The organism is Neobacillus sp. K501, from assembly GCF_053749995.1.
Map to the genome: position 1 here is coordinate 1 of NZ_JBSLYA010000016.1, position 21,311 is coordinate 21,311.

Annotated in this window: 24 protein-coding genes, 1 rRNA gene and 2 other annotated features; all 25 genes read left to right on the forward strand. The window is 40.5% G+C overall.

Annotated elements, in window-relative coordinates:
* The first annotated feature begins 9 nt into the window (after positions 1-9).
* Positions 10-125 (forward strand): 5S ribosomal RNA (gene rrf, locus ACWM35_RS23385).
* A 235-nt stretch (positions 126-360) separates the two neighbouring features.
* A complete protein-coding gene (locus ACWM35_RS23390; RefSeq protein WP_454821313.1) occupies positions 361-822 on the forward strand; it encodes a CtsR family transcriptional regulator in 462 nt (153 codons plus the stop codon).
* Between the two features lie 35 nt (positions 823-857).
* Positions 858-1,409: a UvrB/UvrC motif-containing protein gene (locus ACWM35_RS23395; RefSeq protein WP_454821314.1), complete on the forward strand. Its 552-nt coding sequence runs from the start codon at positions 858-860 to the stop codon at positions 1,407-1,409.
* Position 1,410: 1 nt separating this feature from the next.
* Entirely contained in the window at positions 1,411-2,484 is a 1,074-nt protein-coding gene (locus ACWM35_RS23400) for a protein arginine kinase (protein ID WP_454821315.1), read from the forward strand.
* A gap of 13 nt (positions 2,485-2,497) precedes the next feature.
* Positions 2,498-4,939: an ATP-dependent protease ATP-binding subunit ClpC gene (gene clpC, locus ACWM35_RS23405; RefSeq protein WP_454821316.1), complete on the forward strand. Its 2,442-nt coding sequence runs from the start codon at positions 2,498-2,500 to the stop codon at positions 4,937-4,939.
* A 249-nt stretch (positions 4,940-5,188) separates the two neighbouring features.
* Positions 5,189-6,571 (forward strand): DNA repair protein RadA, encoded by a 1,383-nt coding sequence (gene radA, locus ACWM35_RS23410; RefSeq protein ID WP_454821317.1) that lies wholly within the window; start codon positions 5,189-5,191, stop codon positions 6,569-6,571.
* A 5-nt stretch (positions 6,572-6,576) separates the two neighbouring features.
* Complete coding sequence (disA, locus tag ACWM35_RS23415) at positions 6,577-7,650, forward strand: DNA integrity scanning diadenylate cyclase DisA (RefSeq protein ID WP_454821318.1); 1,074 nt, start codon at positions 6,577-6,579, stop codon at positions 7,648-7,650.
* Between the two features lie 195 nt (positions 7,651-7,845).
* Positions 7,846-8,931, forward strand: coding sequence for a PIN domain-containing protein (locus ACWM35_RS23420; protein ID WP_454821319.1), 1,086 nt, complete (start codon positions 7,846-7,848; stop codon positions 8,929-8,931).
* A gap of 53 nt (positions 8,932-8,984) precedes the next feature.
* Complete coding sequence (gene ispD / locus ACWM35_RS23425) at positions 8,985-9,668, forward strand: 2-C-methyl-D-erythritol 4-phosphate cytidylyltransferase (protein WP_454821320.1); 684 nt, start codon at positions 8,985-8,987, stop codon at positions 9,666-9,668.
* 2 nt (positions 9,669-9,670) lie between these two features.
* Complete coding sequence (gene ispF, locus ACWM35_RS23430) at positions 9,671-10,150, forward strand: 2-C-methyl-D-erythritol 2,4-cyclodiphosphate synthase (protein ID WP_454821321.1); 480 nt, start codon at positions 9,671-9,673, stop codon at positions 10,148-10,150.
* Between the two features lie 74 nt (positions 10,151-10,224).
* On the forward strand, positions 10,225-11,682 hold the full coding sequence (gene gltX / locus ACWM35_RS23435) for a glutamate--tRNA ligase (RefSeq protein ID WP_454821322.1): 1,458 nt from the start codon (positions 10,225-10,227) through the stop codon (positions 11,680-11,682).
* 45 nt (positions 11,683-11,727) lie between these two features.
* Positions 11,728-11,967, forward strand: a binding site (T-box leader).
* Positions 11,968-12,035: 68 nt separating this feature from the next.
* Positions 12,036-12,704, forward strand: coding sequence for a serine O-acetyltransferase (gene cysE, locus ACWM35_RS23440; RefSeq protein ID WP_454821323.1), 669 nt, complete (start codon positions 12,036-12,038; stop codon positions 12,702-12,704).
* The gene (gene cysS / locus ACWM35_RS23445; protein ID WP_454821324.1) at positions 12,685-14,082 is read left to right on the forward strand and encodes a cysteine--tRNA ligase; all 1,398 of its coding nucleotides are present in this window, start codon (positions 12,685-12,687) and stop codon (positions 14,080-14,082) included. Before cysE ends, cysS begins: the two co-directional genes overlap by 20 nt.
* A gap of 3 nt (positions 14,083-14,085) precedes the next feature.
* Positions 14,086-14,511 (forward strand): Mini-ribonuclease 3, encoded by a 426-nt coding sequence (locus ACWM35_RS23450; RefSeq protein WP_454821325.1) that lies wholly within the window; start codon positions 14,086-14,088, stop codon positions 14,509-14,511.
* Complete coding sequence (rlmB, locus tag ACWM35_RS23455; RefSeq protein ID WP_454821326.1) at positions 14,508-15,251, forward strand: 23S rRNA (guanosine(2251)-2'-O)-methyltransferase RlmB; 744 nt, start codon at positions 14,508-14,510, stop codon at positions 15,249-15,251. The genes ACWM35_RS23450 and rlmB overlap by 4 nt, the downstream gene beginning before the upstream one ends.
* Before the next feature lie 2 nt (positions 15,252-15,253).
* Positions 15,254-15,763, forward strand: coding sequence for an NYN domain-containing protein (locus ACWM35_RS23460; protein ID WP_454821327.1), 510 nt, complete (start codon positions 15,254-15,256; stop codon positions 15,761-15,763).
* A gap of 69 nt (positions 15,764-15,832) precedes the next feature.
* On the forward strand, positions 15,833-16,483 hold the full coding sequence (gene sigH, locus ACWM35_RS23465) for an RNA polymerase sporulation sigma factor SigH (RefSeq protein ID WP_454821328.1): 651 nt from the start codon (positions 15,833-15,835) through the stop codon (positions 16,481-16,483).
* A 112-nt stretch (positions 16,484-16,595) separates the two neighbouring features.
* Positions 16,596-16,742 carry a 50S ribosomal protein L33 gene (gene rpmG / locus ACWM35_RS23470; RefSeq protein WP_454821329.1) on the forward strand — a complete coding sequence of 49 codons (147 nt, stop codon included), beginning with the start codon at positions 16,596-16,598 and terminating at the stop codon, positions 16,740-16,742.
* 50 nt (positions 16,743-16,792) lie between these two features.
* Entirely contained in the window at positions 16,793-16,975 is a 183-nt protein-coding gene (secE, locus tag ACWM35_RS23475; RefSeq protein WP_454821330.1) for a preprotein translocase subunit SecE, read from the forward strand.
* A 142-nt stretch (positions 16,976-17,117) separates the two neighbouring features.
* The gene (gene nusG, locus ACWM35_RS23480) at positions 17,118-17,651 is read left to right on the forward strand and encodes a transcription termination/antitermination protein NusG (RefSeq protein WP_454821331.1); all 534 of its coding nucleotides are present in this window, start codon (positions 17,118-17,120) and stop codon (positions 17,649-17,651) included.
* A 200-nt stretch (positions 17,652-17,851) separates the two neighbouring features.
* Positions 17,852-18,277, forward strand: coding sequence for a 50S ribosomal protein L11 (rplK, locus tag ACWM35_RS23485; protein WP_192654866.1), 426 nt, complete (start codon positions 17,852-17,854; stop codon positions 18,275-18,277).
* Between the two features lie 114 nt (positions 18,278-18,391).
* Positions 18,392-19,090 carry a 50S ribosomal protein L1 gene (gene rplA / locus ACWM35_RS23490; RefSeq protein WP_454821332.1) on the forward strand — a complete coding sequence of 233 codons (699 nt, stop codon included), beginning with the start codon at positions 18,392-18,394 and terminating at the stop codon, positions 19,088-19,090.
* Between the two features lie 55 nt (positions 19,091-19,145).
* Positions 19,146-19,289 (forward strand) — a sequence feature (ribosomal protein L10 leader region).
* Positions 19,290-19,322: 33 nt separating this feature from the next.
* Entirely contained in the window at positions 19,323-19,823 is a 501-nt protein-coding gene (rplJ, locus tag ACWM35_RS23495; RefSeq protein WP_454821333.1) for a 50S ribosomal protein L10, read from the forward strand.
* A 53-nt stretch (positions 19,824-19,876) separates the two neighbouring features.
* Complete coding sequence (gene rplL, locus ACWM35_RS23500; protein WP_454821334.1) at positions 19,877-20,239, forward strand: 50S ribosomal protein L7/L12; 363 nt, start codon at positions 19,877-19,879, stop codon at positions 20,237-20,239.
* Positions 20,240-20,373: 134 nt separating this feature from the next.
* Positions 20,374-20,973 carry a class I SAM-dependent methyltransferase gene (locus tag ACWM35_RS23505; protein WP_454821335.1) on the forward strand — a complete coding sequence of 200 codons (600 nt, stop codon included), beginning with the start codon at positions 20,374-20,376 and terminating at the stop codon, positions 20,971-20,973.
* Positions 20,974-21,311 lie beyond the last annotated feature (338 nt).

Below are 21,311 nucleotides of genomic sequence, written 5' to 3' on the forward strand. Positions count from 1 at the left end.
AGAAAATAGTCTGGTAGCAATAGCGAGAAGGTCACACCCGTTCCCATACCGAACACGGAAGTTAAGCTTCTCAGCGCCGATGGTAGTTGGGACTTTGTCCCTGTGAGAGTAGGACGTTGCCAGGCAAGCAAAGAACAACCTTATGTAGGTTGTTCTTTTTTTGTGTTCAAATCGGATCTTTTACTGGGCGGTACACAAAAATGAGCGAAAAGTACTGTATTAGAAATAAAAAATACAAACAGGTTTCCCACCTGCGAGATTTGGAGAAAATCATTAGTAGCAAGATGATTGCAACTACATAAAATTTTAAGTATAATTTATGTCAAAGATAGTCAAAGTCAAGGATGGGAGGTGGGAGAAATGAGAAACATCTCCGATATTATCGAAAGTTATTTGAAGCAAGTGTTAGAAATGAGTGAAGTAGAACATGTTGAAATCAAGCGGAGTGAAATTGCTGATAAATTTCAATGTGTCCCTTCGCAAATAAATTATGTGATAAATACTCGTTTTACGATCGAACGAGGATATGTCGTAGAAAGTAAACGCGGCGGGGGCGGTTATATCCGAATCATGAAAGTTCAATCTCATGATTCAGCCCATTTAATCGACCATTTGCTGTCACTCATAGAAAACCGAATTAGCCAAGCGAGTGCAGAGGATGTCATTGTTAGACTTGTGCAAGAGGAGATTATTTCAAAACGAGAAGCAAAAATTATGTTAAGCGTAATTGACCGTTCTGTGCTTTATATTGATCTTCCATACCGCGATGAATTAAGGGCAAGAATGTTAAAAGCAATGTTAACAACATTATTATATAAATAACCAAACCAAACACAACCAGCTTGAGAGGTGAAAATATGATTTGCCAGGAATGTAATCAAAGGCCTGCAGCACTCCATTTTACCAAAATCACTAACGGTGAAAAGACAGAGGTGAACCTTTGTGAGAAATGTGCCCAGGAGAAGGGCGATATGTTTATGTTTACTGGGGGATCGGGGTTTTCGTTTAACAACTTATTAGCAGGTTTGTTAAATATTGATCCTACTTTTCAAAAACCAAATCAAAATACATTTCAGCAAGAGGAGATTCTCCAATGCAGCCACTGCTCCATGACATTTCCACAATTTGTGAAAGTTGGGAGGTTCGGGTGTGCCCATTGCTATGAAACATTTATGGAACAATTACCACCAGTTCTAAAAAGACTTCATAGTGGCAATTGGACCCATTCAGGAAAAATTCCGAAAAGAATTGGCGGCGGTATTCAGCTGCGGAAGCAAATCGAGAGTTTAAAGGTTGAACTGAGAGATTTAATCTCACAAGAAGAATTTGAAAAAGCTGCTCATGTTCGCGATGAAATCCGCTCACTTGAAAAGAGATTAACGACTAGCAGTGACAAGGGAGGGGAATAACGTGTCGCTTGAACGCTTTATGAATCAAGCTGTCAGCTCATGGATGAGCGAGGAGGGGCCTGATTCAGATATTGTCCTAAGTTCCCGAATCCGTTTAGCCCGAAACTTTGAAAATTATAAATTCCCTACTTTATTTTCTCATCAAGAAGCGAAATCGATTATTTTAAAAATGGAAGGGCTTTTAAGAGAATCAAGCATTAATCAGTTTGGGCAAATGGAATTATTAAAGGTAGAGGAATTGCAGCCGCTTCAAAAAAGAGTACTGGTAGAAAAACATTTAATCAGTCCACTTTTAGCAGAAGATGCACCATATGGTGCGGTTTTATTAACCGAAAATGAAGAAGTTAGTATTATGATTAATGAAGAGGATCATATCCGAATTCAATGTATATATCCGGGCCTGCAGTTATCTGAAGCATTAGCAGCAGCAAATGCGGTGGATGATTGGCTAGAAAGCCATATCCAATTTGGTTTTGATGAGAAGTATGGGTATTTAACTAGCTGCCCTACAAATGTCGGGACAGGTCTACGTGCTTCAGTCATGATGCATTTACCAGGATTAATGTTAACGCAGCAAATCAACCGAATCATTCCAGCGATTAACCAGCTGGGGCTAGTTGTAAGAGGAATCTATGGGGAGGGGAGCGAAGCACTAGGTAATATTTTTCAAATCTCCAATCAAATTACACTAGGAAAATCAGAAGAGGATATTTGCCATGATTTGAAAGGTGTTGTCAGCCAGTTAATTTCACAAGAAAGGACCGCTCGTGAAGCATTACGCAAGACTTCAAACATACAATTAGAAGACAGGGTGTTCAGGTCCTATGGTGTGTTAACGAACTCCCGGATTATCGAATCAAAAGAGGCGGCAAAATGCCTTTCAGATGTACGACTTGGAATTGATATGGGCTTTATTGAGCACTTGCCCAAAAATATATTAAATGAATTAATGATTCTAACACAGCCAGGATTTTTACAGCAATATGCAGGCGGTCATTTAAGACCAAATGAAAGAGATGTTAGACGAGCAACATTAATACGAGAACGACTAAAAATGGAGCAAGATAAACGGTGAGGAGGAAGAGAATATGATGTTCGGACGTTTTACTGAAAGAGCCCAGAAGGTTTTAGCATTAGCACAGGAAGAAGCAATCAGGCTAGGACACAATAATATTGGTACAGAGCATATTTTACTAGGATTAGTTCGTGAAGGCGAAGGAATTGCCGCAAAAGCCCTTTATGGTCTTGGATTAGGTTCAGAGAAGATCCAAAAAGAAGTGGAATCGTTAATCGGAAAAGGACAGGAAGCTTCTCAAACAATTCACTATACACCTAGAGCGAAAAAGGTGATTGAATTATCGATGGATGAAGCAAGAAAATTAGGCCATTCCTATGTAGGCACAGAGCATATTCTTCTTGGTTTAATCCGTGAAGGTGAAGGTGTAGCAGCGCGTGTTCTAAATAACCTTGGGGTGAGTCTAAATAAAGCTCGTCAACAGGTGCTGCAATTATTAGGCAGTAATGAATCAGGTGGTCACCAGGGTGGGGCATCAGTAAATGCAAATACTCCGACACTAGATAGCCTTGCGCGTGATTTAACAGCGATTGCTAGAGAAGGCAGTCTTGATCCTGTCATTGGCAGAAGTAAGGAAATTCAACGTGTCATTGAAGTCTTGAGCCGTCGAACCAAAAATAACCCTGTTCTAATTGGTGAACCAGGTGTTGGGAAAACAGCAATTGCTGAAGGACTTTCTCAGCAAATTGTGAATAATGAAGTTCCGGAAATCCTACGCGATAAGCGGGTTATGACGCTCGATATGGGAACCGTGGTTGCAGGAACGAAATACCGCGGTGAATTTGAGGATCGCTTGAAAAAGGTGATGGACGAAATTCGTCAAGCCGGTAATATCATTCTCTTTATTGATGAACTCCACACGTTAATTGGTGCTGGAGGGGCGGAGGGTGCGATTGATGCCTCCAATATCTTAAAACCATCACTTGCCCGTGGTGAACTTCAATGTATCGGAGCAACGACTCTTGATGAGTATCGAAAGTATATTGAAAAGGATGCAGCGTTAGAAAGACGTTTCCAGCCAATTCGTGTCGATGAGCCAACAGCGGATGAATCCGTTCGTATTTTGGAAGGGCTTCGTGACCGTTATGAAGCACATCACCGTGTTTCGATTACTGATGAAGCAATTGAAGCAGCTGTGAAATTATCTGACCGCTATATTTCTGATCGTTTCTTACCAGATAAAGCAATTGATTTAATTGATGAGGCAGGATCGAAAGTACGCCTTCGTTCTTATACGACTCCTCCAAATCTAAAAGAGTTGGAAGTTAAACTTGAAGAGGTACGGAAAGAGAAGGATGCAGCTGTTCAAAGCCAGGAATTTGAGAAAGCAGCTTCCTTGAGAGATACAGAGCAGCGGCTTCGTGAACAGTTGGAGGAAACGAAGAAAACCTGGAAAGAAAAGCAAGGGAAAGAAAACAGTGAAGTTACGGTTGAAGATATCGCTAGTGTTGTAGCAAGCTGGACGGGGATCCCTGTATCGAAATTAGCGGCAACCGAGACGACAAAGTTATTAGATTTAGAGAACATTCTGCACTCACGTGTTATTGGCCAAGAGGAAGCAGTAAAAGCTGTTTCAAAAGCAGTACGACGTGCACGAGCAGGGCTAAAGGATCCGAAACGCCCAATTGGTTCATTTGTATTCCTTGGACCGACTGGGGTCGGTAAAACAGAATTAGCCCGCGCGCTTGCTGAAGCGATGTTTGGTGATGAAGATGCGATGATCCGAATTGACATGTCAGAGTACATGGAGAAGCATTCTACCTCTCGTCTTGTTGGCTCACCTCCAGGTTATGTAGGTTATGAAGAAGGCGGTCAATTAACGGAAAAAGTAAGAAGAAAACCATATTCCGTTATCCTGCTTGATGAAATTGAAAAAGCACATCCAGATGTGTTCAATATCCTTCTGCAAGTACTGGAAGATGGACGTCTAACGGATTCTAAAGGCAGAACCGTCGATTTCCGTAATACCGTTCTTATCATGACCTCCAATGTTGGGGCAGAGGCTTTAAAACGTAACAAGTATGTTGGCTTTAATATTCAAGATGGTGAGCAAGACTATAAAGATATGAAGAGCAAAGTAATGGAAGAATTGAAAAAAGCGTTTCGTCCGGAGTTCTTAAACCGTATTGATGAAATTATTGTCTTCCATGCGTTAGAGCGTAAGCATCTAAATGAAATTGTTACATTGCTATCTGACCAACTCGTAAAACGGTTAAAAGAGCAGCATATTTCACTAGAGTTGACCGACGCAGCTAAGGAGAAAATTTCTCAAGAGGGTTATGACCCAGAGTATGGTGCCAGACCACTGCGCAGGGCAATCCAAAAGCATATTGAAGATCGTCTCTCGGAAGAACTGCTTAAAGGTACCGTATTAACCGGTCAGCATGTTATAATTGATGTTGATAATGCAGAATTTATCGTTAGAACAGCAGAACAAACGAGCCTAACTAAATAAAGAGGTTGATTAGGTATTAATGGATAACAAAAAGAGGTACACGTTAATAGTTTCACACCGTGTACCTCTTTTTTCATTTATGAAGTAAAAAATTTTAAACTTAGATCAGTGTCTAGCTCCAGCGCCTAGGGGCTCGGGTCATAAGCCAATCCGTCAAGAAGGTTAAAGAACAACCTTCTCGCCGGCTCGTCTTATGCCTGTCGCCCCTGGGCAAGGCGCTTCCGCTTTTCTATCAGGAGCGAGTAGGGTATGGCAAAACGAAAAACAAAGTTTATGTGTCAGGAGTGCGGCTATGAATCCCCTAAATGGATGGGGAAATGCCCAGGCTGCGGTCAGTGGAATAAGATGGTTGAAGAGGTTGAAGTCACAGGTGCAAACCGACGCGGCGCTTTTGCTCATTCACCAAGCGGAACGGGAATCCTCTCAAAACCAACACCGATTACTTCGATTGAATCAATGGATGAACCGCGAATTCTTACAGATTTAAGCGAGTTAAATCGTGTGCTTGGCGGCGGTGTAGTAAAGGGATCACTCGTTTTAATTGGCGGAGATCCTGGTATTGGCAAATCGACGCTTCTTTTACAAGTATCATCACAGCTTGCAAAAAAGGGAAATCAAGTGTTATATATTTCCGGTGAGGAATCATTACGGCAGACGAAGCTTCGGGCGGAAAGGTTAGGGGTATCCACAGAAAATCTCCTCGTTTATTCTGAAACCAATTTAGATGAGATCAATCGGACGATTGAAAACACCAATCCAAGCTTTGTCATTATAGATTCGATTCAAACTGTATTTCATCCAGATATTACCTCTGCTCCAGGCAGTGTGTCACAGGTTCGTGAGTGTACCTCCGAATTAATGAGAATTGGCAAAACGAAAGGAATTGCCATTTTTATCGTCGGCCATGTGACGAAAGAGGGTTCCATTGCTGGACCGAGACTCCTTGAACACATGGTGGATACGGTACTCTATTTTGAAGGGGAGCGCCATCATACATATCGAATCTTACGGGCGGTTAAGAACCGTTTTGGCTCTACCAATGAAATGGGTATTTTTGAAATGAAGGAATTTGGTCTTGAAGAGGTCGAAAATCCATCGGAGATTTTCCTTGAAGAAAGATCACAGGGGGCTGCTGGGTCCACTGTTGTTGCCTCGATGGAAGGCACACGCCCCGTGCTTGTCGAGATCCAAGCGCTTATTTCTCCTACAAGCTTTGGGAATCCAAGGAGAATGGCGACAGGGATTGACCATAATCGAGTTCCGCTTTTGATGGCCGTGTTGGAGAAACGTGTAGGAATGCTACTGCAGAACCAGGATGCCTATCTCAAAGTTGCAGGCGGTGTTAAACTGGATGAGCCTGCAATAGACTTAGCGATTGCGGTCAGCATTGCCTCAAGCTTCCGCGATAAACCAACAAGAGCTACCGACTGCATAATAGGTGAAGTGGGATTAACAGGTGAAGTAAGAAGGGTTTCGAGAATCGAGCAACGTGTTCAGGAAGCAGCCAAGCTTGGTTTTGAACGGGTTATTTTGCCAGCCAATAATTTAGGAGGCTGGAAAAGTCCGAAGGGAATTCAATTGATAGGCGTTTCCTCTGTAAGTGAAGCATTAAAAGCAGCATTGGGGGAATAGAGCATATGGAAAACAAAAGGCTTGGGGAGCAGTCTGTCAGCGAAGTTATACAGTTTATTGCGCCAGGCACCCCGATTCGTGAAGGATTAGATAATGTACTGAGAGCCAATACTGGGGGACTTATTGTTGTTGGCTGTAATGATAAAGTAAAAAGCATTGTCGATGGCGGTTTTCAAATTAATTGCGCTTTTTCCCCAAGCTATCTCTATGAATTGGCGAAAATGGATGGGGCTATTATCCTAAATGATTTAGGAAATAAAATCCTCATTGCAAATGCCCAGCTTGCCCCTGATTCTGAAATCCCAGCTTCAGAAACAGGAATGCGACATCGAACGGCGGAAAGGGTAGCCAGACAGACAAAGGCGCTGGTCATTGCCATTTCGCAGAGGAGAAATGTCATTACGCTATATCAAGGCAACTTCCGCTATGTCCTTAAGGATATATCCGTTATTTTGACAAAAGCGAATCAGGCGATTCAAATGCTTGAAAAGTATAAAGCGGTCCTTGAGCGTAGTATTGCGAATTTAAGCATTCTAGAATTCGAAGAATCTGTTACGTATAATGATTGCTTACTTGTTCTACATCGATTTGAAATGGTGTTAAAGATCAAAAATGAACTGTTATCCTATTTGAATGAGCTGGGAACTGAGGGTAGGCTGATCCGTCTGCAAATGAACGAGATTTTGACGGATTTAGAGGAAGAGACCATGCTTCTCATTAAGGATTATGCATTTGCTAGAGACATTAAGGCATGGGAAGTATTGCAGCGTATGCAGGCCATTGCCAGTACGGGAACGATTGAGGATCATGTATTATTAAAATTAATGGGCTATCAAGGGTATGTCCATCTTGATGAAAATAAGTCACCGCGCGGATATCGGATTCTTCATAAAATCCCAAGGCTTCCAACGGTGATTATCGAAAATATCATTAGCCGATTTGGTGAACTTTCCAAAATTATCGCGGCGTCTGTTGATCAACTCGATGATGTCGAAGGAATTGGCGAAGTGCGGGCAAAGAAAATTAAAGAAGGCTTTAGATTAATTAAAGAGCGGTTATATACGGAGCGTCAGTTGTAAAAATAGTTGAAAAGTCCTATGTGCTATGTTAGAATAACAAATTTCGATTTAATTGACACCGTTTTTTTCCAGTGCTACCCTATGATTGAAATATAAAAAATAATGATTCAAGAATTTACCATTTGGGTAAAATAATCAGAAAGCACAGGTTTCATTTTTTGGAATCTGTTTATAATGAGTAGAGGAGGTGAAGGAATGTTAAAACGTATTGTGCAGGCATGCTTCGTCATTACTGGAGGTACGCTTGGAATCTTGTTAATCCCGGAATTACTTATTTTGTTAAGTTTGGATGACATTCCAGCAATTAATAACTCGTATGTCACGGCGATTATAGGTGCACTTATTTTTTATCTTATTACATTTTGGGCAGTTGATTATGTACTTGGATTTATAAAATGGGCTGAGGATTCACTGGTGAAAATCCCTGTTACGGATGTCATATTTGGCAGCATTGGGTTAATTTTTGGCTTGTTGGTTGCCTTTTTAATTGGCTTTGCTTTTAACGCCATTCAAGTACCAATCTTAAATGCCGTCGCTCCTATTGTGCTGACATTATTGTTTGGATATCTGGGTTTTCAGGTAGGGTTTAAGAAGCGGGATGAGCTGTTAAATCTTTTTGGCACCCGTGGGAAGAAAAAGTCTGGTGAAGAGGAAACAGAAAAATCAGGCAGCAGCTCTTTAAAGATATTAGATACTAGTGTGATTATAGATGGACGTGTGGCGGATATCTGTCAAACAGGTTTTCTAGAGGGCACGATTGTAATTCCTCACTTTGTACTCGAGGAGTTACAGCATATTGCCGATTCCTCTGATGTCCTCAAGCGGAACCGAGGGCGGCGGGGATTGGATATCTTGAATCGAATTCAAAAGGAACTTGCGATCAAAGTCGATATCTACGAAGGTGATTTTGAAGATATTCAAGAGGTTGATAGCAAACTGGTGAAATTGGCTAAGTTGACAAATGGCATGCTGGTAACGAATGATTTTAATCTCAATAAAGTATGTGAATTACAGAACGTTTCTGTCCTAAATATCAACGATCTAGCAAATGCTGTAAAACCAGTTGTGCTGCCTGGAGAAGAGCTTTCCGTACAGGTAATTAAGGATGGGAAAGAGTACCATCAAGGGGTTGCCTATCTGGATGACGGGACGATGATTGTGGTTGAAGAAGGCAGAGAATATATCGGAAAAAGAATTGATGTTCTCGTCACGAGTGTCTTGCAGACCTCGGCAGGTCGAATGATTTTTGCAAAACCAAAGTTACTAGAAAAAGCACTATAGTACTAAATAGACAGAGATAGAGACATAGAGACAGGATAGATTGGGGTTTTTTTATGGCTTACCAGGTCATTATCCCGGCAGCTGGTCAGGGAAAGCGAATGGGGGCAGGGAAAAATAAGCTTTTATTAGAGCTTAATACCATTCCTGTACTTATTCACACATTAAAGGTTTTCGAAGAGGATAAGAAATGTGACGGAATTATTTTAGCTATTCACCCTCAGGATGAAGCGGAATTTGCCCTTTTAGTAAAAAAATATGGTTTAAAAAAGGTGTTGGACTTCGTTCCTGGAGGGAAGGAACGTCAGGATAGCATTTATAATGCATTAAAAACGGCAAAATCCACTGGAATTATTCTTGTCCATGATGCGGCCCGTCCGTTTATCCTAAAGGAGCATATTCACCAACTAGTTGCTAAAGCACAAGAAACAGGCGCGGCAATTATTGGGGTACCAGCAAAAGATACGATGAAAGTCATTCGTCAAAACCAAGTGTCTGAAACGATCGAACGATCTAGCTTGTGGGCAGTTCAAACCCCACAAGCTTTTCATATTTCTATTTTACTTAATGCCTATCAGCAGGCAGAAAAGGATGGTTTTATTGGAACGGATGATTCCAGTTTGGTTGAACGAATAGCCCAGCCCGTTTCGATGGTTGAAGGAGATTACGATAATATAAAGCTCACGACTCCTGAGGATTTATTTTTTGCCGAGGCAATACTAAAGAAAAGAGGATATTAAATATGTTTCGAATTGGTCAGGGATTTGATGTTCATCAATTAACAGAAGGGAGACCGCTCATCATTGGAGGGATCACGATTCCCTATGAAAAAGGGCTATTAGGTCACTCGGATGCCGATGTTTTATTACATACAGTATCGGATGCCTGTTTAGGGGCAATTGGGGAAGGGGATATTGGCAGGCACTTTCCTGATACTGATCCTGAATTTAAAGATGCAGATTCAGCTAAGCTGATGGAACATGTTTGGAAGCTTGTAAAAGAAAAAGGCTATGAGCTTGTGAATGCCGACTGTACCATCATTGCCCAAAAACCTAAGATGGCACCGTATATTGGGCAGATGAAGGAACGGATTGCTGAACTTTTGGAAGCCTCTCCTAAACAGGTCAATGTGAAAGCAACGACGACAGAACAGTTAGGCTTCACTGGCCGTGGCGAAGGCATCGCCTCCCAAGTTGTTGTTTTATTAAAAAAGAGAGATTAGACCTTTAACCGCTAATTCTAGAATGATAAAATAAATCAGATGTTGAAAAATCAATGGTTATGGAGGCATTATGTATGTCAAACGAAGTTCGTGTAAGATATGCTCCTAGTCCAACGGGACATTTACATATCGGAAATGCCCGCACGGCATTATTTAATTATTTATTTGCCCGCAACAATCAGGGGAAATTTATTATCCGGATTGAAGATACGGATAAAAAGCGGAATATCGCCGGTGGGGAAGAGAGCCAATTAAAATATTTAAAATGGCTTGGAATCGATTGGGATGAGAGTGTTGATGTAGGCGGCGAATATGGTCCTTATCGTCAATCAGAAAGAAATGATATTTATCAAACCTATTATAATCAGTTATTGGAGAATGGCCACGCGTATAAATGTTATTGCACGGAGGCAGAAATTGAAGCAGAACGGGAAGCGCAGACGGAAAGAGGAGAAACGCCCCATTATTCTGGGAAATGCCGTCATTTAACACCAGAACAACGTGCCGAGTTTGAAAGTGAAGGCCGTGAACCCAGTATTCGAATCATCGTTCCAGAAGGAAAAACCTATACGTTTGAAGATATGGTAAAAGGTAATGTTTCATTCGAGTCTGAGGGAATGGGCGATTGGGTTATCGTTAAAAAGGATGGTACCCCAACGTATAACTTTGCTGTAACGATTGATGATTATTTAATGAAAATCACCCATGTACTGCGCGGAGATGATCATATCTCTAATACGCCAAAGCAGTTGATGGTTTATGAGGCACTTGGCTGGGAGCCGCCTGTTTTTGGTCATATGACATTAATCGTAAACGAAAGCCGTAAAAAGTTAAGTAAGCGTGATGAATCGATTATACAATTTATTGAACAATATGAAGAATTAGGTTACCTGCCAGAAGCGTTATTTAACTTTATTACGCTGCTTGGGTGGTCACCCGCAGGCGAAGAAGAGATCTACTCAAAAGAAGAGTTCATTGAAATTTTCGATGCCAATCGCCTATCGAAATCACCAGCTTTATTTGATAAACAAAAGCTAACATGGATGAACAATCAATACATCAAAAAGGCTGATGTTGATCGAGTGCTGGAGCTAGCATTGCCGCACTTAATCAAAGCGGAACGCCTAAGTGAGAACCCAACAGAAGCAGAAATGCAATGGGCCCGCAGTTTAGTTGCCCTTCTCCAGGAAAAAATGAGTTTTGGTGCAGAGATTGTTGAGCTTTCTGAAATGTTCTTTAAAGATGAAGCAGAGTATGAAGATGAGGCAAAAGAAGTGTTAACTGGGGAACAAGTTCCTGAAGTGTTAAAAGTCTTTTCAGAAGAACTCGATAAGCTAGAGGAATTTAAAGCAGACGGAATTAAGGCAGCGATGAAGGCAGTGCAAAAAACGACCGGTCAAAAAGGCAAGAATCTTTTTATGCCAATTCGTGCGGCTGTATCTGGTCAAACACACGGACCGGACCTTCCTCAAGCCATTGAGCTATTAGGAAAAGAAAAAGTACAAATTCGAATTGAGAAAATAATTGGTTAACATTAGAGAAAAAATGTAATATAGTAAAAGAAAGAATTTTATAATGTGAAAATGTTGAAGAGGAAAAGTAGGATAGGATGCTTTTTAGAGAGAACCATCACCGGCTGCAAGTGGTTTAAGCCTCTCCTGTTTGAAAATGCACCTCTGAGTCTCATTTCGAAAGGATTTTATCTGAGTAGACTTGAGCGGAACCTTTCCGTTAACAGGTAAGAGTGAGACCTATGAAGTGGCTTTAAAATGCATTTCGGTCTAATCAGAGTGGAACCACGCATAAGCGTCTCTGTCGTTAAGACAGGGGCGTTTTTTTGTTACAAAAAAGGGGAGAGCTCAACCAACTAAAAGGGGGAAAAGAAATGTTCAAAAGAATGAAGGAGGACATCGAGGTAGTTTTTGAACAAGATCCTGCAGCAAGAAGTTATTTAGAAGTCATCTTAACATACTCAGGCCTACATGCGATTTGGGCCCACCGGATTGCCCATGCCTTTTTCAAACGGAAACTATATTTTCTAGCGAGGGTTATTTCGCAGATTAGTCGTTTTTTCACGGGTATTGAAATCCATCCTGGTGCAAAAATAGGCAGGAGATTCTTTATTGACCATGGCATGGGTGTTGTCATAGGGGAAACATGCGAAATTGGTGATAATGTTACCGTCTTCCAAGGCGTGACACTTGGGGGAACAGGGAAGGAAAAAGGAAAACGTCATCCTACGATTAAGGATAATGCCTTAATTGCCACCGGGGCAAAAGTACTTGGCTCAATTACCATTGGGGAAAATTCAAAAATTGGCGCTGGCTCAGTTGTTTTAAAGGAAGTGCCACCTAACTCTACTGTTGTCGGTGTACCAGGACGAGTGGTCATTCAAGATGGAAAACGAATAAATAAAGACTTAGACCATTGCAATCTCCCTGACCCAATCGCAGACCGCATCAAAGAAATAGAGCTTGAATTTATCCAATTAAAAAATGAACTAACGGAATTGCAGGAAGAAAGGACGAAAGTTAATGACCATTCAGTTATATAATACGCTCACTCGTCAAAAGGAGACATTCATACCACTTGAAGAAGGAAAAGTGAAGATGTATGTATGCGGCCCGACGGTTTATAACTATATTCATATCGGAAATGCCCGTCCGGCGATTGTATTTGATACCGTTCGCCGTTATTTTGAATATCGCGGCTATGATGTTCAGTACGTCTCAAACTTTACGGATGTCGATGATAAATTAATCCGCGCAGCCAATCAATTAGGTGAGGATGTCCCAACGATTGCAGATCGCTTCATCAACGCCTATTTTGAAGATGTTACGGCACTTGGCTGCAAAAAGGCTGATATCCATCCTCGTGTCATGGACAATATGGATATTATCATTGAATTTATCGCCAAGCTGGTTGAAAAAGGCTTTGCATATGAATCCGAGGGTGACGTCTATTTCCGAACAAGAAAATTTGACGATTACGGCAAGCTATCGCATCAATCGATTGATGATTTGCAGGTTGGAGCAAGGATTGAAGTGGGCGAGAAGAAACAAGATGATCTGGACTTTGCCTTATGGAAAGCGGCAAAAGATGGTGAAATCTATTGGGAGAGCCCATGGGGAATTGGCCGGCCAGGCTGGCATATCGAATGCTCGGCAATGGCGAAAAAGTATCTAGGAGATACGATTGATATCCATGCAGGCGGTCAGGATTTAACCTTCCCGCATCATGAAAATGAAATTGCCCAATCAGAGGCACTGTCCGGAAAAACGTTTTCTCGTTATTGGATGCATAACGGATATATTAATATTGATAATGAAAAAATGTCTAAATCACTTGGTAACTTTGTCCTTGTTCATGACATTATTAAGCAGCATAACCCTCAAGTTTTGAGATTTTTTATGCTATCCGTTCATTATCGTAACCCCATTAATTATAGTGTAGAGTTATTGGAAAGCACAAAGGCAGCATTTGAAAGATTGACCACTTCTTATCACAATTTAAAGCATCGAAGAGAAGCGAGTACAGATTTAACCGATCATAATCAGGAATGGCTTGATAAAATCGCGGCTCAACAGGATGAATTTACAAAAGCGATGGATGATGATTTTAATACAGCAAAGGCTATTTCTGTTTTATTTGATCTATCTAAGCTGGCCAACTACTATTTATTAGAAAAAAATACTTCCGTGGCAGTAATTGATCAGTTTACAAGGCAATTTGAAGACTTATTCCAAGTTCTTGGGTTATCGCTAGAAAAAGAGGAACTGTTGGACGAAGAAATTGATGCTTTAATTGAAAAACGGATTCAGGCACGTAAAGACCGCGATTTCAAGTTGTCAGATCAAATCCGGGATCAGCTGAAGGAAATGAATATCATTTTAGAGGATACTCCGCAAGGAACCAGATGGAAAAGAGGCTAATAAATGCTGGATTACCAAGAAAAAATTGATGCGAAACAATTGAACAGTCTTGCCCTGGCCTATATGGGAGACGCGGTCTATGAGGAATATGTTCGCCGTCATCTCTTGCAAAGTGGGAAAGTAAAGCCGCATCTGCTTCACCGAGAAGGAACGAAGTATGTTTCAGCAAAAGCTCAATGCCAGGTTCTATTCCGAATATTGGATGAACAGCTGCTTACCGAAGCGGAGCATGCTGTCGTGATGAGAGGGAGAAATGCTAAATCGGGCACTGTACCGAAAAATACAGATGTTCAAACCTATCGCTACAGTACTGCCTTTGAAGCGTTAATGGGTTATTTGTATTTATCTTCAGAAAAAGAACGATTAGAAGAACTTATCCTAAAGGCATTTGCGATTGTCGAAGAAAAGAAAGGAGGAACGATTCAATGAACCAGGAATACATTGTCGGGAAAAATCCTGTCATCGAAGCACTTAAATCAGAAAGAGATATAAATAAAATCCTAATAGCAGAATCATCCCAGCGGGGGCAAATGCAGCAGTTAATCCATTTAGCAAAAGAGGCAAATGTTCTTGTTCAATTTGTTCCAAAGAAAAAAATTGATCAGATAACAGATGATAATCATCAAGGGGTATTGGCCTATGTTGCTGCCTATCAATATGCAGAAATGGATGACTTATTTGCAGCAGCAGAAAGGAAAAATGAACCTCCTTTCTTTCTTTTACTAGATGAAATTGAGGACCCACATAATCTTGGATCGATCATGCGGACGGCAGATTCCGTAGGCGCCCATGGAATTATTATTCCTAAGCGAAGAGCAGTGGGGTTAACAGCAACAGTTGCCAAAGCTTCGACGGGTGCGATTGAATATATTCCAGTTGTTCGAGTGACGAATATGGCGAGAACAATCGATGAATTAAAGGAACGTGGTGTGTGGATCGTTGGAACAGATGCAAAAGGAAAACAAGATTTTCGTCAGATGGACGGCACAATGCCGCTCGGTCTTGTGATTGGCAGTGAAGGAAAAGGGATGGGCAGGCTGGTTAGAGATAAATGTGATTTCCTTATCCAGTTACCGATGGTTGGTCATGTAACATCGTTAAATGCATCGGTTGCAGCAGCACTGTTAATGTATGAGGTTTACCGTAAACGGCATCCACTTGAGGGATAGGAATGGATATTCTGCTTGTTGACGGCTATAACATTATTGGCGCATGGCCAGAATTAAGGGCCTTAAAAGACCGCGATTTACCCGCAGCGCGAGATCGTTTAGTGGAGCGGATGGCCGAGTATCAGGCTTACTCGGGTTATCGGGTAATCGTGATATTTGATGCCCACTTTGTCCAAGGGACAGAGAAAAAGTACAAGAATCATAAGGTTGAGGTCATTTTTACGAAGGAAAATGAAACAGCTGACGAGCGGATTGAAAAAATGGCGATTTCGTTAAATAACCGAAAAACCCAAATTCATGTAGCCACTTCCGATTTTACGGAACAATGGGCAATTTTTGGACAAGGGGCATTAAGGAAATCTGCTCGCGAGCTGTTGATAGAAATGGACTCCATTGAAAAAGGCATTGAAAAAAAGGTGAAAACCATTCAAGAGGAACGACCGGTCTCTAAAATACCAATTAGCGATGAAGTGGCAGAAATTTTTGAAAAATGGCGCAGAGGAGAAAAGTAAGCGTTGACGTTCCAAAATTTCCTAATATATAATAATACTATCTATGCTTGTTCGGTGGAGGGGATCTACATGAGATGGGACTTCGGAATAAAGAACAACGAACATTTTTTACCGATGGAAGACGAGGAAGTAGTCGATTTAGTCCATCAAGGGAATAGCGAAGCGCTGGATTACTTGATTCATAAATATCGTAATTTTGTCCGTGCTAAGGCTAGATCCTACTTTTTAATTGGAGCCGATAAAGAGGATATCGTCCAAGAGGGAATGATTGGACTTTATAAAGCGATCCGTGACTTTCGCGAGGATAAACTTACCTCATTCAAAGCCTTTGCAGAATTATGCATCACACGGCAAATTATTACGGCCATTAAAACCGCCACAAGACAAAAGCATATCCCGTTAAATTCCTACATATCATTGGACAAGCCTATCTATGACGAAGAGTCGGATCGGACGCTGATGGATGTTATCTCAGGGGCAAAAGTACTTGACCCAGAAGAATTAATTATCAACCAAGAGGAATTTGATCATATCGAAGTGAAAATGACAGAACTATTAAGTGATTTAGAACGTAAGGTTTTAGCACTTTACCTAGATGGTCAATCCTATCAAGAAATATCTGAGGAATTGAATCGTCATGTTAAATCCATTGATAATGCCTTGCAGCGCGTGAAGCGGAAATTAGAACGCTATTTAGAAATAAGAGAGTTTAGTTTGTAATTTCGTATTATTGACATTTGTTTGAATCCGCTATCAAAGGCGGTTGACAATAAATAGGGGTCATGTTACATTTTTAAAGATATTAAGCTCTATAAATTGAAGGTGTCGATATATGAGTAAGAAAATTATACTAGCATGTAGTGAATGTGGTACTCGCAATTATACAACTGCTGGTAATCAGACACAAACAGAACGAATGGAAATTAAAAAATTCTGCAAAACTTGCAATTCCCATACAATCCACCGTGAAACAAAATAAGATTCTGTTGATACTAGCAAGGTTATTCCGATAGTTGGAGGTTACACGAGATGCAACGCATAAAGAAATTCTTCAGTGATATTTTCCGTGAGATGAGAAAGGTTAGCTGGCCGAAACGCCGTGAGCTAACTCGTTATACAGTCACTGTTTTAACAACAGTCGCATTTTTTGCCGTATTTTTTGCTGTCGTTGATTTAGGTATTTCAAAATTGATTCGACTTATTCTTGAATAATAGCTGGTCATTCATGGTATAATGGTGAATAATACAGGAAATTTTATGTAAAGCCCGTTTAGCGGGTTTTTTCATTTGGAAAAAATTAATTAATTGTATTGGAATTATATATATAGGGAGGGACGGACGTTAGTCCTCTTGAATGGAAAAAAATTGGTATGTTGTGCATACTTACTCAGGTTATGAAAATAAAGTTAAGGCAAATTTAGAAAAGCGTGTTGAATCAATGGGGATGTCAGATAAGATTTTCCGCGTGGTTGTGCCTGAAGAAGAAGAAACTGAAATTAAAAACGGGAAGAAAAAAACAGTTAAACGTAAAGTATTCCCTGGTTATGTACTCGTTGAGATCGTCATGACAGATGATTCTTGGTATGTGGTACGTAATACACCTGGTGTTACTGGGTTCGTTGGCTCAGCTGGCTCCGGCTCCAAGCCAACACCATTGCTTCCTGAAGAAGTGACGGGTCTTTTAAAACGGATGGGTGTGGACGAGCAGCGCATCGATGTGGATTATGAAATCGGTGAAACAGTCCGTGTTAAGGAAGGTCCATTTACAAACTTTACTGGTACAGTGGAAGAGATGGATAAGGACAAGTCCAAGCTTAAAGTGCTTGTGAATATGTTTGGCCGGGATACTCCAGTTGAACTAGAGTTTACTCAAATCGAGAAACTTTAATAGACCTATATTCAAAGAAAAATTATGGATATTGTAAAAAAACTTGAAATCAATTTTAAAAAGTGGTAATATTTCATAGGTCAGTATGTCTCTTGAAGAGACAAGACTTTTGTTAGATCTTTATGTTTATATAAAGACTTACGTTGAGTGGGAGGGTATATCCCTATTACCACATCACGGACTTTAAGGAGGTGTGTCTCGTGGCTAAAAAAGTAATTAAGGTTGTTAAATTACAAATTCCTGCAGGTAAAGCAAACCCTGCGCCACCAGTTGGTCCTGCATTAGGTCAAGCCGGTGTTAACATCATGGGATTCTGTAAAGAATTTAACGCACGTACAGCTGATCAAGCTGGATTAATTATTCCTGTTGAAATCACGGTATTTGAAGACCGTTCATTTACATTTATTACGAAAACTCCTCCTGCTGCCGTTCTTTTGAAAGTAGCAGCTGGAATCCAGTCTGGTTCAGGCCAGCCTAACCGTAATAAAGTAGCAACAGTTAAGCGTAACACAGTACGCGAGATTGCGGAACAGAAAATGCCTGACCTAAACGCAGCAAGCGTTGAAGCAGCAATGCGCATGGTTGAAGGTACTGCACGCAGCATGGGTATCGTTATCGAAGACTAATCCATGTAAACTGTTTGTTTTTGTAATGAAGGGGTTGCGTGTTGAAAAAATACTCGCAACCTTTTTCGTGGGAGAACTTATTCGCTAAAACCACAATTTGAGGAGGAAAAAACAATGGCTAAAAAAGGTAAGAAGTATTTAGAAGCTACTAAGCTTGTAGATCGTACGAAAGCTTACCCAATTGCAGAAGCAATTGAACTTGCGAAGAAAACAAACTTTGCAAAATTTGATGCGACTCTTGAAGTTGCTTTCCGCTTAGGCGTTGATCCTAAGAAAGCTGACCAGCAAATCCGTGGTGCAGTAGTACTTCCAAACGGAACTGGTAAAACTCAACGCGTTTTAGTATTCGCGAAGGGTGAAAAAGTAAAAGAAGCTGAAGCTGCTGGTGCAGATTATGTTGGCGATGCAGAATACATCAACAAAATCCAACAAGGTTGGTTCGAGTTCGATGTAATCGTAGCAACTCCAGACATGATGGGTGAAGTTGGTAAGCTTGGTCGTGTATTAGGACCTAAAGGTTTAATGCCAAACCCTAAGACTGGTACAGTTACATTTGATGTAACTCGTGCGATTAACGAAATCAAAGCAGGTAAAGTTGAATACCGTGTTGACAAAGCTGGAAATATCCACGTGCCAATCGGTAAAGCATCTTTCGAAGATGTAAAACTTGTTGAAAACTTCAACACTGTATTTGAAACAATGTTAAAGGTTAAGCCTTCTGCAGCAAAAGGAACTTACATGAAGAACGTAACAGTTGCTTCAACAATGGGACCTGGTGTAAAGGTAGATCCTTCTTCAGTTTCTGTTAAGTAATTTTTTACCAATTGACAATCTAGTATATTTTAGCTAAAATATATTTTGTTGTTTAAAATAATAAACATTTGTACTGTAGACAGCAGGGGCTTATAGCTTAATCATCCTGCCGAGGTAATGCGATATATTAGCTGATTCATTCAGTTATTGTTTGCTGCCTCCATGTCTCGTTAGGATGTGGAGGCTTTTAAATGCCTGGTATAAATGTAGAGAATCTACAGGAGGTGTAAAGATGAGCAGCGCAATTGAACAAAAGAAATTAATCGTTGACGAAATTGCTGATAAGTTAAAGAACAGCGTATCAACAGTTGTTGTTGATTACCGTGGTCTTACTGTTGCGGAAGTAACTGAACTTCGTAAGCAGCTTCGTGAAGCTGGCATCGAATTCAAAGTTTACAAAAACTCAATGGTTCGCCGTGCAGCTGAATCAGTAGAACTTGCTGGTCTAAACGATGCATTAACTGGTCCGAACGCAATCGCGTTCAGTACTGAGGATGTTGTAGCACCTGCAAAAATCCTTAACGACTTTGCTAAAAAGCACGATGCACTTGAATTAAAAGCTGGTGTAATCGAAGGTAATGTAGCATCTGTTGAAGAGGTTAAAGCACTTGCTGAACTTCCATCACGCGAAGGCTTGCTTTCTATGCTACTCAGCGTACTACAAGCTCCAATTCGCAATCTTGCTCTTGCTACAAAAGCAGTTGCAGAACAAAAAGAAGAACAAGGCGCTTAATCAATTTTATCGCCTAACAAATAACGGAATGAAAATTAAGGAGGAAATTTAAAATGACTAAAGAACAAATCATTGAAGCAGTTAAAACTATGACTGTTTTAGAACTTAACGATCTAGTAAAAGCAATCGAAGAAGAATTCGGCGTAACTGCTGCTGCTCCTGTAGCAATGGTTGGCGGAGCTGGTGCTGCTGCTGCTGAAGAAAAAACTGAATTTGATGTAATCCTAGCTGGCGCTGGCGATCAAAAAATCAAAGTTATCAAAGTTGTACGTGAAATCACTGGTCTTGGTCTTAAAGAAGCAAAAGATCTTGTTGACAACACTCCAAAGCCACTTAAAGAAGGCATTTCTAAAGAAGAAGCTGAAGAAATCAAAGCTAAGCTTGATGAAGTTGGAGCTAACGTTGAAGTTAAGTAATAACCCTATAGAAAAGCTCGCTGTATAAGCGGGCTTTTTTTGGCTTAATTATTTAAAGCGGAAGCGCCTAGGCGCTTCCGCTGGATAGCAAAATCCCCATTAACCCCATTATCATTCCTCGGGAGGTGATTTTATTGTCTGAACATTACTATTCTCGTACCCAAAAGGTTGAAAGTGATCCAAAGTATTGGGAGTTCACATTGAGAGATAAAGTCTTTCGTTTCAAAACGGATAACGGTGTTTTTTCAAAAGGTGAAGTTGATTTTGGTTCACGATTATTGATTGAGGCTTTTGAGATACCAAGTGTAGAAGGTCCTATTTTAGATGTAGGTTGTGGTTATGGACCAATTGGTTTATCAATTGCCAGTGTTTTCTCTGGCCGCCTTGTTCATATGGTGGATGTAAACGAGCGGGCAATTGAATTAGCAAAGGTTAATGCTGAACAAAACCGAGTTCATAATGTGGAGATTTACGAAAGTGACCGGTTGTTAAATGTAAAAGAAGATCAGTTTGCAGCCATCTTAACAAACCCGCCAATTCGTGCAGGGAAAAAGACGGTGCATGATATTTTCGAACAAAGCCACCAGCACTTAGTTCATCAAGGTGAACTATGGGTCGTGATCCAAAAGAAGCAGGGAGCACCATCTGCAATTGAAAAGTTAAAACAATTATTTACCACAGTTGAAACAGTTGACAAGTCTAGAGGGTATTTTATTATTCGAGCAACAAAATAGTTGACTCTAAAATGTCACTATGATAGCATTATAAAATGCCATCATAATATTTACCGAATTATTCCTTTAAATACTTATTTTTTGGTATAAAAATGGAGTAAAACGGAAATGATGACAAAATAATAGTCAAAATGTGAAAATGTGGTTTTTGAGTTAAAAAACCCTTTTTCTTTTTGTCTGTTGGAAGAATGCTTATTTCTTTCAAAAGACGTTAATAGATTTTTCGCGATTAAGAAATTTCAAACTTTCCAAGTTTGTAATTTCCCAACGCATAAGAAAAACTAAGGCATTCGCCTATGGTGAATACCAAGTTTTTCTAAATATAACGCTTGATTTGA